This window comes from Paenibacillus vini (assembly GCF_018403325.1).
Lineage (GTDB): Bacteria > Bacillota > Bacilli > Paenibacillales > Paenibacillaceae > Fontibacillus > Fontibacillus vini.
Map to the genome: position 1 here is coordinate 1 of NZ_BOSL01000018.1, position 15,215 is coordinate 15,215.

Sequence of the window (15,215 nt, forward strand, 5' to 3'; positions counted from 1 at the left end):
GGCTACTCCCCTGCTCAATTTATAGAAAAGTTAGAGAAAAACGAAGTAACTGCATTTAAAATTGCCGTATAACTGCGTGTAACCAGGGTTTGATCCTAAAGTGTCCAATATTCGGGGGCCCGGCCGTAATTGAACATGTTTTGCACTTTGGAGGCTATTTCGGTGAAATTAGCTGTAGGTTTTCCAGTTAATTGCACTGAAATAGTAAAAAGCCACGAAATAACTGTAGGTTTTCCAGTTAAATCGCAGCTTCAATCGCTTTAAACAGTTTTGGTCCTCATCAGCCCAGTCCTGCTGGTCCTCTGACCGGTCCGGTCCTATGCCCCCAGCTTCAGCAGGAATATCTCCAGTCCTAACACTTTGTCGATGCCGCCGCTCTTCATCTGGTAGTCCAGTTGGGCGAGATCGGAAAGAATACGCTTCAGCTTTGCCTGTTCGAATTTCCGGGCCTGTTCCCCGGCAATCTTAACCGCGTACGGATGCAATCCCAATTGGGAGGCAATTTGCTGCTGGGAATAGCTTTGACGTGCCAAGTCTTTAACCTGCAGCATGATTCGGAACTGCCTTGCGATTAGCGCCGCAATTTTGATCGGCTCCTCGCGTTGTTTGAGCAGCTCATAAAAAATATCCAAGGCCTGCTCCAGTTTGAGCGCAGCAATATGCTCCACCATCGCGAACACATTTTGCTCTGTAGTACGAGCCACCAATTGGTTAATGACCGCGATATCGATCATGCCGCCCTCGCCGGCATACAGGCAGAGCTTGTCCACCTCGACGGCCAATGCGGCCATCTGCACCCCGCAGGCCGCAACCAAGGCCTCAGCCGCTTCCCGGCCGATCCGGCGGCCGCGCTTCTCTACTTCGCGCACGACCCACTGCGTCAGTTCGCTGCCGCCAAGCGGCATGAAAGACAGCACCGTGCCTGCTGCCTTCATAGCCTTAACTATTTTCTTACGCTCGTCCAGCTTCTCACCGTTTACGACAAACACGATGACGCTATGCTCGGCCGGATTATCTATGTAAGCCAGCAAGGCTTCCACCTTATGTTCTATTTTCCCGCCCTCTTTCCCGGCGGTAAACACCGCGGAGTCCCGGACGACGATCAGCTTGCGCTCCACCAGAAAAGGAAGCGTCTCGGCTTCCTCGACGACAGCTTCCACTGGGGTCTCGGCCAGATCAAACGACGCCATGGCAAAATCCCGTTGATTCCGGTCCACCACCTGGTCTTGCAGCATGCCGACAAACTCCTGAATCTGGTATTTCTCCGTACCATAACATAAATATAATGGGGAGACCTGCCCTTGTTTGATTTGCTTTACCGCCGTTTTCACGTCCATGCGGCATCTCCCTTCCTCTTCAACGATTTCAAGCGTGTTCTTGAACAATCTCTCTAATATCATGATACTGTGAATCATCCAAATAGTCCAAGGTACAGTACTTGGAATATCAAGCAAAGGACCCGTAAACGGCAACAAAGGGACCTCTGCGCGCGGCGAAAGGTCCCTCTGTCCCGGAGCATCTATATAAACGCGGGCTGAAAAGCTCTAGAAACTTTCCCGCCGGCGGTCATACGACGATCAGGGTCAATCCTGTCTCTATTTATCTATATAACCTATTCCATATCTCCCGAAAAGGTGACAGTACCTGCAGCCTATTCTTAATTTCGGTTAAAATAGGCAGAACCGTTTGGTTTCCGGTCCATCATGGCTGATTCGCCGTTGAATTGCCAGTGCCATTACCGTTACCGGTGCCAGTACTTGTGTCGCCTTCCGTTTGTTCCGGATGCACAACATGCGCCGCCGAAACCCCGTCCTTTTCTGTCTCATAGGTGAATGTTTTGCCGTCTTCGGACCATTCTCCTTTTACCCAGTTACCCTCCACAAGTTGCTTCACCAGAAGCTTACGCTCCCCGGAGTCATTCCGGTACACCATTACATGTTGGTCGCTCAATTCAGCCGTATACAATCCGTCCGGTGAAGACCATTGATTCGACTCTATAAAATTGGCAATCCCCATCAGGCCGGTATCCGCAAATTCCTCGACAGGCGTCTTCTCGGGAATTGCTTTTAAGCTGGCTTTTTCATCGCCTGTCACCGGTGCTCCATCCTGCTGAGATGCAGGTGTGTTCTCCGTCGGCGTTGCGGTGCTCGGCCCGTCAGCTTTCGTCGAGGCCGGAGTCTTATCTCCCCCACCGCTCGCCGGGGGATTGCCCTTACTGGAGTCAGCCGCATTCCCAGCCTCGTTCGGAGCGGTCGTTTGCTGCGTCTCCCTGTCGGAATTGCCGCCGGCGTTATCGGACGACGACCTTAAACCCTCACTGGCTTCGGGCGTATTAGGGTCTTCTTGCGGACTGGAACCGGCAGCACCGCTATCCGCTTGGTCGGAGAAAAGTTTCGCGCTTTTTTCCGTTTCCGGCGCCGCATTATCGGCCGAAGAAGAATCTTCAACCGCAGATGAGCTTGTGTCGTAAGCAACCTGCGGTGCTATTTCCGCATTCGGAACCGTGCGAGGCTCGTATTGATAAATGAACACGCCTAGAATCATGGCCGCAGCTAATCCAAAAGCACCTGTAAGGTAAGCCCTGCTGCGCCGAGGCGCCCGTCCCGGGCGAGAGCTGCGGCTCATTTCGGACGTAGTCTTGGCGGCTACCATCGTACCTGGAACATCTTCAGCCGCACTGCCTTCCTGCCGAGCCCGATCGATCTCATCCAATTGAGGAAGAATCGAATCTACCAGACTAAAGCGAGGCGTCACTTTCGGAAGCTCTTCGAGTTTTGCCGAAATTTCGTTCAGCAGGGCAAACTTTTCCGAGCAATCGGGACAATTTCGCATATGTTCAAACAGAACTGAACTTTCTTCCTCGTTCAGATCGTGGTCGATATACCGATGCATCCATTCCACCGCCTCCGGGCATTTCATCCTGATACACCACCTTTCTGATAATCTTGGAGTAAGTGTTGAAGCTGCTGCCTGGCCCTGAATAGATATGATTTCACCGTATTCAGCGGCAAATTCAGGCTGTCAGCAATTTCGCTGTAAGAAAAATCTTGCAAATACCTCAGAACGACGACCATGCGATGATGCTCAGGCAACTGGTCGATCGCTTCGCGGATGTCCTGTGCCAAATAACCGGACATAACCTCCCTTTCGACGCTCTCTTTTCCCTGGAAAACCAGTTCATGTTCTTCAATCGAAACCGTAGGTTTGTTTCTCCGGAATTTGTCGATACAGATGTTGGTGACAATCCGCTGCACCCATGTTTTAAATTGGGCCTTTTCTTCATAAGAATCGATTTTGGTATAAATCCGAATCAACGCTTCCTGGGCAGCATCCATCGCATCCTGCTCATTGTTCAAAATGTAATAAGCTGTCCTGTACACGTGAGTCTCAATTTCTCGCAATAGGGTGATTAGAGCGTCGCGATCGCCCGTTTGAGCAGCTCTGATGAGTCCTTGCTCCACCACAAAGGCTCCCCCTTCCTTGCAACCTTACAGACGTGATCGTCCATCGATATGTTGCAATGTTGTTACTATTATTTTGAGTAAAATATAGGAAAAAAGTCTGAAGTTCTAGTACCTCTGTCTTCAATCTCACCTAAGAATACCAAAAAAAAGAGGACGCGTCATCCGCGTCATCCATAGATTGGACATCATCCTATAGGCAAATGGAAGATTCGTCTTTCTCACAATGAAAAAAACCTCCGGTTTATCGGCTTAGTTTGGTTCTAATAAAGATCATTCCGTCAGTAACTCTCATTTGAATTTCGCCCATCTGATCCGTGCGGTATATGGCGCTTCCCGATTCCGTAAGACGCTCCAGCACCCCCGGGTTGGGATGCCCGTAGCTATTATACTGCCCTACGGAAATGACAGATACCTTCGGCCTCAGCCAGTCAAGCCACTCCGCGGACGTTGAGGTCTTGCTTCCGTGATGCGCCACTTTTAAAACATCGGCATGGGGAGCCGACCGTCCTTTGCTTCCCGAAACCTTATTGTCCAGAACGTTGAGTTCCGCCGAAACATCCATATCTCCTGTAAACATAAAGGAGACCCCTTCCATTTCGAGCAGGAACACAAGGGACCGATGATTCTGATCCTTCACATACGGGATACCGGTTAAAACCGGTTCATTCAAAGGTGACAAGAACTCGATCGTTGTCATTGCATCTGACCGAAGTTTCATGCCATCATATGCCGCATAAACTGGAATGTTTCTGTCGTCAGCAGCCTCCATCAGCTTCTTCATGGTAGTGGACTCAGCAAGGCTCCCGTTAAAAATGAGCGCTTCCACCGGGAACTGTTCCACGACCGCTTGCAGGCCGCCGATATGGTCCTGATCGCCATGGGTCAGCACGATAGCATCCAGGCTGTGGATTCCCCGTTTTTTGAGCAGAGGGACGACCGTCTTGGCTCCTACTTCAAAAGGCTCCTTGCGATCACGCCATGCATCTCCCGGTTTACGAAACGATACGGTTCCTCCTCCATCGACCAAAATATGTGCGCCTCCCGGCGTCGTGATCAGGGCGCAGTCACCTTGCCCAACATCGATGAACTGAACGTGACCGACTCCTTTTGCATATTCCGGCCGATACCCGAAAACAAGCAGCGCCACAACCCCCGCCAGCAGTGCAGCGGATACCCCTATTTCCTTCCAGGGCCTTTTCGCATGAGAAGACGCAGGTAAGAACGCTCCTATCTTTCCGCCCTGATGCGGAGGCAGAGGAACCGTATCCTCGAAAGAGGCTAAGGAAGTTCCCCTGAAGGAGGGATGGGAGGCTGAGTCATTCGGAAGCTGAGGATATGATCGCGCTCCCCGGTGCAACAGAACATATATTAGTATGTAAAAGGCCCCGATCCAAAGGAGGGAAGGCGACTTCCAAAACGTCATAAATCCGCTGCGGTCATTCAGCCACTCCGTGCCAAGAAAGCTCAGGGAGTTGATAAGGCGGACCGGGAAGGCGATAACTTGCCCCAACGGAATCCAGATTCCGCTGAGAAGCAGTGCGGCAGTCCCAAGCGGAAGCGCGACCAGGCTGACGAGAGGGACAATCACCATATTTGCCGCCAGCGACAGCAGGGAAAATTGATTAAAGTAGTAGATCGTCACGGGAAACGAGACGAGCTGGGCGGCCACTGTAATGGCTGTCGCTCCCCGCACCCGCTGAGGGAGCCAGCGAAAATAAGGCGATAACAACGGCACGAACAGGATCAAGCCCGCCGTAACGGCAAATGAGAGCTGAAAGCTGACATTAAGCAAGTAATAGGGCTCCCACAGCAGCATAAGCAGGGCGGCAGCCGACAGGACGTTAAGTCCGTCCTTCAGGAGCGCCTTCCGCAGGAGATAAAGACCGAGCATCGTCATAAGTCCCGAGCGGATGACCGAAGGCGAGAAGCCCGTCAGCAGTACATAGACGGGGACAAAACCAAGGACGACCAACAGAGAGGTCTCCCGCGTCACCCGGAACAAGCGGAGCAAGCCGAACAACAGGCCCACATTAATCGCAACATGGCTTCCCGAAATCGCCAAAATATGAGTCAGTCCCAGATTGGTGAACTGGGCATATTTCTCCGGTTCCAATTCATCCGCCAGCCCGATAATCAAGCCCTTCATGTATCCTGCCTGCCAACCCGGAAAGAGCATCCCGACCCGGTTCCCGAGTCCCTCTCTCAAGCTGTCGACCTTACCCAACAGGGTCGCGTAAGTAATGCCTGCTTGCGGTTCAATTGTGATGCCGGAAGCTCCTTTTGTTTTTAGAATCCAGTGAATTCGCTGGGTCCGCAAATAATTCCGATAGTCAAAACCTCCGAAATTTCTGGCGGTTCCCGGGCGTTCCAGCGTTCCAGACATAGACAGCTTCGCCCCGCGCTTCCAAGCGGCCGCTACAGCAACCTCTTCTTGGGAAGACAAACGGACCTGTACGGCTACCTTTTCCGTGCTGTCATATTTAATCCGCCGTTCCCCCTTGGATCTCTCTGCGCCAGCAGTCTCATCTCCTAACGAATATCTGCTAAGTTTGAGCGTAAAATCCGCACGGTCGCCATCTATACTTACGGTTGAAATGATGGTACCTTCTACATTAACAACCAGCTCAGCAAGTTCAGCAGAATCAAGTGTCCCGCCAGAGCCCGCTGATTTCGCCGAATCCCAACCCGCTATTTTGCCTGTCTGATAGGCTTTGTTTACTTGCTCCAGCTTTGGTTCGATACCGCTCACATTCCTGCCATCATTATAGGCCCAATAAGCGGCCCCCAGCGAAAATGCGATCCAAAGGATCAACAGACGGCTCCAAGTGAGCTTCCTCAAAACGGCAAACAAAGGAGCGATTAATGTGATGCCGCCCCATAACAGCCAGAAGGTTTTGCCGCTGTATAAACAGGCCAGCCCGCTCCCGGCGATCCAGCAGCATGCTATGACTACCAAGGGTCTGCGTTCCATTGGACAGCCCTCCACTCCTTAATTGGTAATGCCTTAAAGAACTCTCGCAAAACAAAAAGAACCCCATCTGCCCATAGCAGATGAGGTTCTTCCTTCATCCTGAAAAGTTGTACCGCCAAACTGTCTTCAGTTCTCGATTTCCATGACCGTTTCTTGCGGCGGATCATAGGATTCCAGACGCCGGAATACAATGCCCTTCTGATCCATCATCGCCGTCACTTTTCCCGTATCCTTAGGATAGGGCCGATGGAACACGATCTCCGTAATCCCGCTGTTGGCCAGCATATTGGCGCAAGTCCAGCAAGGCTCGTCCGTGACGTACACGCTGGAGCCTTCCCGGTCGATGCGGTCGGTAAACAGCAGCAGGTTTTGCTCCGCATGGATGGTGCGGACGCAGCGCTGCTTTTTGATCATCGTTTCCTGCCCGTTTACAACGGCAAGCTCATACTCTTCCGCGATCATACAGCCGGCTTCGGAACAATCGGGCACTCCCGAAGGGGCGCCGTTATAAGCCGTCCCGAGCAATTTCTTGCCCTGAACCAGCACCGCGCCGACATGCCGGCGGCTGCACCTCGAACGGGTGGATACCATATAGGCGATATCCATGAAATACGTATCCCAATCTTTGCGTTGATCCGGTTTCATCCCTGCATGTCTCCTAACTTACAGCCCGATATGAGGCTTCATTTTTTCCAGCATTTTATCGCCGATCCCTTTCACCTTCGTCAGCTCATTCACCGACTTAAACGGGCCGTGCGCGTTCCGGTAGTCAACGATCGCTTGTGCCTTCTTCTCCCCGATCCCGGGAATTTCCTGCAGCTCTATCGTTCCGGCGGTATTGATGCTAATCAGCCCGCTTTGGTCCTGCTGCTGGACCGCTGCCGCCGGGGCTCCGGCAGAGTCGCCGGTTGTTCCCGGCACCGGGCTGTCCCCGGGTAGCGCGTTAGCTTCGGGTACATGGGATATTCCCTGTACCGTTTGATCTGTGCTATTCTGCGCCTTTTGTCCGCCTTCGCTTCCATTCCCGGATAGCTGAACCGTGTTTTCGTCCTCGCCGCCAGCCTGCTTTGCCGGTTCAACGTATCCTCCTGCCGCTGCTGCGCCGTCGTCCTTTAGGGACATCGCCGAGGCGACGCTTTCGTTTACCGGAATCCAGCCCTCAATTCCGGAAGGCTTGGCTCCGCCAAGCGCCAGCAGCATTAACCCCGCTCCGACCACTGCAGAGACGACCGATAAAATGATATGCTCTCTTTTCAACCTGAACGCCCCTATCTTAAAAGAATCTGATTCGGATAGGTCATGAAGATCCATTCAAGATGCATACATATATAAAAGGTTGTTCAAAAACAAGGTTACGCACGGAAGGGGGAACCGGGATGAAAGTTGCTTTCATCGGAACAGGATCGATGGGAAGCTTGCTGATTGAAGCTTTCCTGCGTTCCGGTGCGTTGCACCCGAATTACATTTGCGCCAGCAATCGCTCCCGACAAAAGGCGGACGCGCTGGCCAACAGGCATCCCGGACTTCGCGTTACAGGCAGCAATGCCGAAGCCGCGAACGGGAGCCAAATCGTATTTCTTTGTGTTAAACCGCTTGATTATCCGGCCGTCATTGAGGAGCTTTCCGGAGTTCTCGATGAGCGGCAAATCGTCGTGTCCATAACAAGCCCTGTGCAAATCGGCATGCTGGAGGAACGACTTTCGTCCAAAATCGCAAAAATCATCCCCAGCATCACCCACTCGGCTCTTTCCGGAGCCTCGTTATGCATTTACGGGAGCCGAATATTGCCGGAGGACCGCCTCCTGCTGGAGCAGCTTATGTCCTCCATCAGCATCCCGGTCTCCATCCGGGAGACGGAGACTCGCATCGCATCGGATATCGCCAGCTGCGGCCCGGCGTTTATCGCCTTTTTTCTGCAGCAGTGGGCGGAAGCCGCTTCGCGGCAGACCGGAATAGGTCGAGCCGAAGCGCTTCGGCTCGGGGCCGAAATGCTTCACGGCACCGGTAAGCTGCTGACCGAAGGAGGCTTCACGCCGGAACAGCTGCAGCGCCGCGTAGCCGTGCCCGGCGGAGTAACCGCCGAAGGCATTGCCGTGCTGCAAAACGGCCTCGAGCACGTCTTTACCGGTCTGATTGAAACGACACACCGGAAATACGACGAGGACCTTGGCAAGCTGAACCATCTCTTCGGACTGCAGCCGGTCCCGGACGCTGACGCCGTGGAACCTGATTAACCTACGACGATATTCACCAGTTTTCCAGGGACGGCGATCACTTTGCGGATCGTCTTCCCTTCTACCGCCTGCTTCACGTTCGGAAGGCTCAAGCTATGCTCTTGCATGGCTGCCTGATCCAGGTCCTTGGAAATCTTCGCCCGGTCGACGATTTTGCCGTTGACCTGGACGACGATTTCAACTTCCGCGTCCACCGTCCATGCTTCGTCAAAAGCAGGCCAAGGCTCATACGACACGGTTTCCTGATGGCCAAGCCGTTCCCACAGCTCTTCCGCCAAGTGCGGTGCTAGAGGTGACAACATTTGAACGAAGTTCTCGGCAGCCGCTTTTGGAACGGCGTCGGCTTTGTAAGCTTCGTTAATGAAGATCATCAGTTGGCTGATCGCGGTATTGAAGCGCAATGCTTCAAAATCCTCAGTTACCTTTTTGATGGTTTTGTGCCATGTCCGCTTGAACTCCTCGCTTCCGTCTCCGTCCACGATCTTACTGCTCAAACTGCCGTCTTCGGCCACGAACAAGCGCCAGATCCGGGACAAGAAACGATGCGTTCCTTCTACGCCGTTTGCATTCCAAGGCTTCGTAGCTTCCAGCGGTCCCATGAACATTTCGTACATCCGCAAGGTGTCCGCGCCGAATTCGTTGACGATTTCATCCGGATTGATGACATTGCCGCGGGATTTACTCATCTTCTCGTTATTCGTTCCGAGAATCATTCCCTGGTTGACCAGCTTGTGGAACGGTTCTTTCGTCGAAACTACGCCCAGGTCGTACAGCACCTTATGCCAGAAGCGGGCGTAAAGCAAGTGAAGTACCGCATGCTCGGCACCGCCGATATAGAGATCGACCGGCAGCCATTCCTGCTGCTTCTCTTTGGAGCACAGCTCTTTATCGTTATGCGGATCGATATACCGCAAGTAGTACCAGCAGCTTCCCGCCCATTGCGGCATCGTGTTCGTTTCGCGGCGGGCCGGCAGTCCGGTTTCCGGATCGGTCGTGTTGACCCATTCGGTCACGTTCGCCAGCGGCGACTCACCCGTACCGGACGGCTTGATCGCGTCCACATCGGGCAGAAGCAAAGGAAGCTGATCCTCAGGCACCGGCTTCATCGTGCCGTCTTCCAGATGCAGAATAGGAATCGGTTCGCCCCAATAACGCTGGCGGCTAAACAGCCAGTCGCGCAGACGGTAAGTCACTTTGCCTTTCCCCTTGCCGCTCTCCTCCAACCAGGCGATCATTTTCTTGATCGCTTCTTCGTTGCGAAGTCCGTTAAGGAAGTCGGAATTGACGTGTGGTCCGTCTCCGGCATAAGCTTCCTTGGCTAGATCGCCGCCTTCAACCACTTCAATGATCGGAAGATCGAATTGCTTCGCGAACTCATAGTCCCGCTCATCATGGCCCGGTACGGCCATAATTGCGCCTGTACCGTAACCGGCCAGCACATAATCCGCAATCCAGATCGGCAGTTTCGCGCCATTTACCGGATTCACCGCATAGGCACCCGTGAATACGCCGGTCTTTTCTTTGGCCAGATCCGTACGTTCCAAATCACTCTTGCGTGCAGCCTGGTCTTGATAAGCCTTAATGGCTTCGCTTTGAGCCGACGTAGTAATCTGTACCACAAGCTCATGCTCGGGAGCGAGCACCGCATAGCTGGCGCCGAACAGCGTATCCGGACGGGTCGTAAATACGGTCAGCGATTCTTCATGGCCGTCAATGGCGAATACAACCTCCGCCCCTTCGGACTTGCCAATCCAGTTGCGCTGCATATCCTTGATGCTTTCGGACCAGTCGAGCTCCTCCAGATCTTCCAGCAAGCGCTCTGCGTATTCCGTAATTTTCAGCACCCATTGGCGCATCGGCTTGCGAATTACCGGATGGCCGCCGCGTTCGCTCTTGCCGTCGATAACTTCTTCGTTCGCCAGCACCGTACCGAGCGCAGGGCACCAGTTCACCGGTACTTCCGCAACATAAGCGAGGCCTTTTTTATAAAGCTGGATAAAAATCCATTGGGTCCATTTATAGTAATCCGGATCCGTCGTGCTGATCTCCCGGTCCCAGTCATACGAGAAGCCGAGCGATTTGATTTGGCGCCGGAAATTGTTAATGTTCTTGACCGTAATGTCACGCGGATGCTCGCCTGTATCCAGAGCATGCTGCTCCGCCGGCAAACCGAAAGCGTCCCAGCCCATCGGATGGAGTACATTGAAGCCGCGCATCCGTTTGAAACGGGATACGATATCCGTTGCCGTATAACCTTCAGGATGACCTACATGAAGGCCTGCACCCGAAGGGTAAGGAAACATATCGAGCGCGTAAAACTTAGGTTTTCCCGCATCCTCCCGGGTTTTGAAGGTTTGATTGTTGTCCCAGAATGCTTGCCATTTCGGCTCAATGCTCTGGGCTTGGTAAACGTCATGATGCACGTTTTTGTCAGCCATGGTTTGAGTCCTCCCTAGAAATCTTGTTCATTTATTTCACCTGAATATAAAAAAACCTCCCGATCCATAGCGTATCATCGCTAGGGACGAGAGGAAGTTTCCCGTGGTACCACCCTAGTTAGCGTCGAACATGCTTTGTCCTCCGCTCCCTTTACACCCTTAACGCGGGTACAACGACGATGTTTTGCATCGTAACTCCGAGGCGAGTTCATTTGATCTCTCCAACCGGCTTGCACCAAAGCACCGGCTCTCTGGATGGTGAAATTCAAACTAATAATCCTCTTCAAAGTTTACAAATATCCAATTGAATCACCAACCATTATATAAAAATGAACCGGCTGAGTCAATGGGGAGTCAAGAAATGCCGCAGCGAATCAATTAACGCTTCACTTTTAGCGCGTCCTTGATTTGCGGAATCGATAAACCGTCCGCCTTCATCTGCTTGATCCGGAGAATAAGCTCTACCGTACTCTCTCTGGGATATCTTCGCGTCAGGTTTTCCTCCGCCTGTTCAAACGGCAGCATGCCTTCTTCCGTGTAAAATTTCAGCGTGCTGTACCTTGCTCCGGTCAGCCGCGTCAGTTCGCCGATCGATACGTATTCGGAAGCCAGAATCGCTTCCATGGAACGTTGTCTGGACATGAGCGTGCTCCTTTATGCCAGGTGTTTCGGAAGCAGGCGTACCCCATGGATGGGCACTCTTCCGTAAACTGCGTGCGGAATCGCTTCGTAGACCAGATTATCAATTTTGAGGTTCGGAACCTGGCCTCTGCTCAATACTTTGACCCGGTGTCCTTTGGACTCAAGCCGTGTCAGTACATCCCTCAGCCTTGCTTCAGGACCGGGGAGCATCGCCTCCGTATCAATGAATATCGCCTGCGAGCGCTCGAGAATCGGGAACAGGAAGTTTACTCCGCTGCCTGCCTGTGTCGATACGGCCCGCTTCTTGAATTGCAGGAGCTGCTTAACGGCGATTTCGAAGCCACGGCGGATCCGGAGAGGATACAGAGTCTTGGCCAGAGGCCGGCTTTGCATCAGGCTGACCATTTTACGAGTGACCTGATCCAGTTCATTTCGCGAAAACAAATCATGCATACAGCCGCTCTCCCGCAGCAACCATAGCATACAGACCGACTGATCCGTCATGGTTCCATCCTCGAGGACGTCCGCACGCAAAAACTCCGTGATCCTTGCGTATTCCTCCACATGGCTGCGGTATTCATTGATAGATACACCGGCGGAATGAAAATACAAATCACAGCCGAGCAGATGCGGGATCTCCTCCAGCAGTCCCCGTTTCTCCAGCGAAGCAGCCATGCTTCGTTCAAACCGGACCAGCTTGCCGGCGGACAAGCGGGACACTTTGTGCAGCCACCAAGGTAGCTCCTGATTCAAATCTCGCTTACCTCCTGCGAGCGGCACCAATACCGTTCTCCGATAGGTTCCTTCCGGCGATCCGCCTGTTGTATCCTGCTTCAAACGCATTTGAGCCACTTGATTTTGCAGCCCGCCTTCCAGATGAAGCTCCAAGATAACCGCTGCAGCCATACAACGGAGCGCCACTTTTTTCGCCATCGTCAACTCAAGACTTCGCTGGGCATTCAACGCAACCATCGCAAAGCTCTCAGCCAATTTCAAATCCGCTATCCGCCATCTCCCCGATCCTTAAGAATAGACGTTTCATACCTGGTTAAGCTTATTTGCCCGTTACCTACACCATATATCATCATGCTTTTTGTAACTTTTACTTACTACTTATCACTTATTACTTATTACTTACTATATACGTGATTTCCTCCAAAATGTCAATGGATGCGAGCAGTCGCCATACAACTAGCTGTATTTCCCATGTCATTTAAAAAGGCTGCCCCGAAGCCAGGGCAACCTTTGCATTACATCCTTGCGATTATTGAAAATCTTTAACATTCATAACAAGCTTTCAATGCTGCTTCGCCCTAAATTAAACCGGCTTGCTGGAGCAAACGTTGGATCATGACAGCCGTCTCAGCTCGGGTAATCTGCTGTTTCGGAAGGGCCATGCCGTTAAAGCCGGTTAATATGTGGAATTTCGCATTGAGGGCTGCAGCAGTCTTGGACCATTCATGAAATTGGCTGCCATCTTTAAAAGCCCCCAATATCCCGGCACTCTCGCTCTCCGTAATGTTTGTATCCATACGAGCCAGATTCATTGCACGGAATAAGAGCACCGTAGCCTCTTCTCTAGTAATTTTTTGATTAGGGAGAAACTCGCCATTTTCAAATCCTTCAACTAAATCATAACTCGAACCGACAGATACAGACTCATAAAACCAGTTGCTTTTATTTACATCACGGAATGAAACAGATTTGTCGATAAGATGCAATCCTAAAGCTCGGACAAGAATAGCTGTAAATTCTGCACGTGTGATACCTTGATCAGGCATAAACTGCTTATCATTAACACCCTCAAAAATCATCCGCGCAGACATGTCCTCAATGCTTGCTTTTGCCCAGTGATGGGTAATGTCGGCAAAAGTTTTTTCGTTATAAATTACGGAATAAACACTGTTCGTCAAGCTGTTGATGATAGCGACCGACTTTCCGGCTCTCGTCTCCACTTTTGTCGGAATGTGTGCTACTTTACCGTCTTTCGTAAGTACAACGCCTGTCGTGATTTTCTTCGGATCAACGCTATCCGGGATCGTAATCAATCTTTCTACAAAACTATTAAACTGATCGACTTCAATCTCTTTACCATTATAAGCAGCCGTAATAGAAAAATGCACAGCCGGGGCTATTCGTGTCGCTTCACCCAATCCGCTCGCAAGAAGCTGAACGTCAGCATCAGAAGCCAGCGTAACTGTAACACGAAGTTCGATGTCTTCAAGGGCAACACCCGTACCCAAGGCTTCTGAAATCTTGTCGATATTAATCTCTTTGGCCGGAATCGTGTAGGTCGCTTGATTGAGTTGAATTTGCAGTGTAACCGCTTTGATCTCCATCGCTTTTATTATGCGGCCGTTTAATTCGGTGACTCCATTATCCGTGTTATGAATCGGAATCACGACTGTCGCCCCCAACGGCTCCTTTTGAAGTTTGTCTTCAAACTTCTTCTCATTAATCGAAACTACGGTTACGTTTTTACCACTTCTCATCTCCACATGGGCTTCGGCAATTTGTTCCTGAACTTGACCGTTTACGATCACCACTATTTTACTGCTTGATTGATCCTTAACGCTGCCAGAATTACTGGTATTTCCTATGCTCCCATTACCGCCAATGTTTCCGTTACTGCCTGTGCCGCCGCCCGGGTTGGTGGTTGCTATTGTAATTGTAAAACCAACAGAGGTTTGGTTCCCCGCTTCATCGGTTACTACAAGCGTGTATTTACCTCCGTTCGAAATCGTAGAACCCGAAGTGAAAGGATTATCGTTCAACGTCGCAATTCCTTCATTAAACGTCACAGTAACAGCTGTTTTGTATTCGCCTTGGTCCGATATACCGGAAATCACAGGCTTTGTTTTATCGATTGTAAAGGATACCTTCGTCTCATTCCCTGCTGCATCTGTTACAACAAGCGTGTAGCTGCCTTCCTCGCTGACAGTCGTCCCTGAGCTATAAGGCTCATCGTTTAAGGTAGCCGTACCCTCGATATACGTTATGGTTTGATCCGTATTATAACTTTTTCCATTTGTAATCCCGGTCACGACCGGGGCCGTCTGATCGATGGCGAAGTGAATCGTTGTTACGTTGCCCGCCTTATCGGTAACAATGAGTGTATAATCTCCATCATGACTCACGGTATCCCCTGATACGAACGAGGCATCGTTCAACGTCGCTTTTCCCTCGTCAAACGTCACCGTTTTATCCGTGTTATACAACTTCCCGTCTTCTACGCCCGAAACCACTGGCTTCGTTTTGTCGATGGTAAAGCTAACCGTCGTCGCATTGCCGGCGGCATCACTCACGACAAGCGTGTAGCTGCCTTCTGCACTTATCATAGTGCCCGAAGTATACGGCTGGTCGTTTAACAGAGCATTCCCCTCTGTAAACGTGATTGTTTGATCCGTATTGTAATTGCTTCCGTCTGTTACCCCCGTTACGGTTGGAGGTGTTTTATCGAGTGAAA

General features: G+C 51.5%; 11 protein-coding genes and 1 other annotated feature. Of the genes, 1 reads left to right on the top strand and 10 read right to left on the bottom strand.

The genetic code is table 11. From position 1 onward, the window contains the following. Positions 1 to 317 precede the first annotated feature (317 nt). The 6 genes from holA to KJS57_RS21740 form a co-directional block, all read right to left on the bottom strand. Positions 318 to 1,337 (bottom strand): DNA polymerase III subunit delta, encoded by a 1,020-nt coding sequence (holA, locus tag KJS57_RS21715; protein WP_213656381.1) that lies wholly within the window; start codon positions 1,335 to 1,337, stop codon positions 318 to 320. 364 nt (positions 1,338 to 1,701) lie between these two features. Next, positions 1,702 to 2,919 carry an anti-sigma factor family protein gene (locus tag KJS57_RS21720; RefSeq protein ID WP_213656336.1) on the bottom strand — a complete coding sequence of 406 codons (1,218 nt, stop codon included), beginning with the start codon at positions 2,917 to 2,919 and terminating at the stop codon, positions 1,702 to 1,704. Continuing rightward, complete coding sequence (locus KJS57_RS21725) at positions 2,916 to 3,464, bottom strand: RNA polymerase sigma factor (protein ID WP_211019892.1); 549 nt, start codon at positions 3,462 to 3,464, stop codon at positions 2,916 to 2,918. The genes KJS57_RS21720 and KJS57_RS21725 overlap by 4 nt, the downstream gene beginning before the upstream one ends. 241 nt (positions 3,465 to 3,705) lie before the next feature. Continuing rightward, on the bottom strand, positions 3,706 to 6,435 hold the full coding sequence (locus KJS57_RS21730) for a ComEC/Rec2 family competence protein (RefSeq protein ID WP_213656337.1): 2,730 nt from the start codon (positions 6,433 to 6,435) through the stop codon (positions 3,706 to 3,708). A gap of 126 nt (positions 6,436 to 6,561) precedes the next feature. Beyond that, entirely contained in the window at positions 6,562 to 7,080 is a 519-nt protein-coding gene (locus KJS57_RS21735; protein WP_211019894.1) for a deoxycytidylate deaminase, read from the bottom strand. Between the two features lie 18 nt (positions 7,081 to 7,098). Next, a complete protein-coding gene (locus KJS57_RS21740; protein WP_244861663.1) occupies positions 7,099 to 7,692 on the bottom strand; it encodes a ComEA family DNA-binding protein in 594 nt (197 codons plus the stop codon). Between the two features lie 119 nt (positions 7,693 to 7,811). On the opposite strand from KJS57_RS21740, the gene comER reads away from it, so the two are divergent. Then, complete coding sequence (gene comER, locus KJS57_RS21745) at positions 7,812 to 8,669, top strand: late competence protein ComER (protein WP_213656339.1); 858 nt, start codon at positions 7,812 to 7,814, stop codon at positions 8,667 to 8,669. Here the strand turns inward: comER and leuS are convergent. The 4 genes from leuS to KJS57_RS21765 all read right to left on the bottom strand — a co-directional run. Continuing rightward, positions 8,666 to 11,107 (bottom strand): leucine--tRNA ligase, encoded by a 2,442-nt coding sequence (gene leuS / locus KJS57_RS21750; RefSeq protein ID WP_211019897.1) that lies wholly within the window; start codon positions 11,105 to 11,107, stop codon positions 8,666 to 8,668. The genes comER and leuS overlap by 4 nt on opposite strands. A gap of 79 nt (positions 11,108 to 11,186) precedes the next feature. Further along, positions 11,187 to 11,403: a binding site (T-box leader), on the bottom strand. Positions 11,404 to 11,485: 82 nt separating this feature from the next. Beyond that, positions 11,486 to 11,749 (bottom strand): helix-turn-helix domain-containing protein, encoded by a 264-nt coding sequence (locus KJS57_RS21755; protein WP_211019898.1) that lies wholly within the window; start codon positions 11,747 to 11,749, stop codon positions 11,486 to 11,488. A 12-nt stretch (positions 11,750 to 11,761) separates the two neighbouring features. Next, entirely contained in the window at positions 11,762 to 12,745 is a 984-nt protein-coding gene (locus tag KJS57_RS21760; RefSeq protein WP_213656340.1) for a hypothetical protein, read from the bottom strand. Between the two features lie 317 nt (positions 12,746 to 13,062). Next, a partial coding sequence (locus KJS57_RS21765; protein WP_213656341.1) for an S-layer homology domain-containing protein occupies positions 13,063 to 15,215 on the bottom strand: 2,153 nt, incomplete at its 5' end.

What these genes read in the sequence shown, in the direction of transcription:
- holA (WP_213656381.1), bottom strand. Translation starts at nt 1,337, where the DNA reads ATGGACGTGAAAACGGCGGTAAAGCAAATCAAACAAGGGCAGGTCTCC.
- KJS57_RS21720 (WP_213656336.1), bottom strand. Translation starts at nt 2,919, where the DNA reads ATGAAATGCCCGGAGGCGGTGGAATGGATGCATCGGTATATCGACCAC.
- KJS57_RS21730 (WP_213656337.1), bottom strand. Translation starts at nt 6,435, where the DNA reads ATGGAACGCAGACCCTTGGTAGTCATAGCATGCTGCTGGATCGCCGGG.
- KJS57_RS21735 (WP_211019894.1), bottom strand. Translation starts at nt 7,080, where the DNA reads ATGAAACCGGATCAACGCAAAGATTGGGATACGTATTTCATGGATATC.
- comER (WP_213656339.1), top strand. Translation starts at nt 7,812, where the DNA reads ATGAAAGTTGCTTTCATCGGAACAGGATCGATGGGAAGCTTGCTGATT.
- leuS (WP_211019897.1), bottom strand. Translation starts at nt 11,107, where the DNA reads ATGGCTGACAAAAACGTGCATCATGACGTTTACCAAGCCCAGAGCATT.
- KJS57_RS21755 (WP_211019898.1), bottom strand. Translation starts at nt 11,749, where the DNA reads ATGTCCAGACAACGTTCCATGGAAGCGATTCTGGCTTCCGAATACGTA.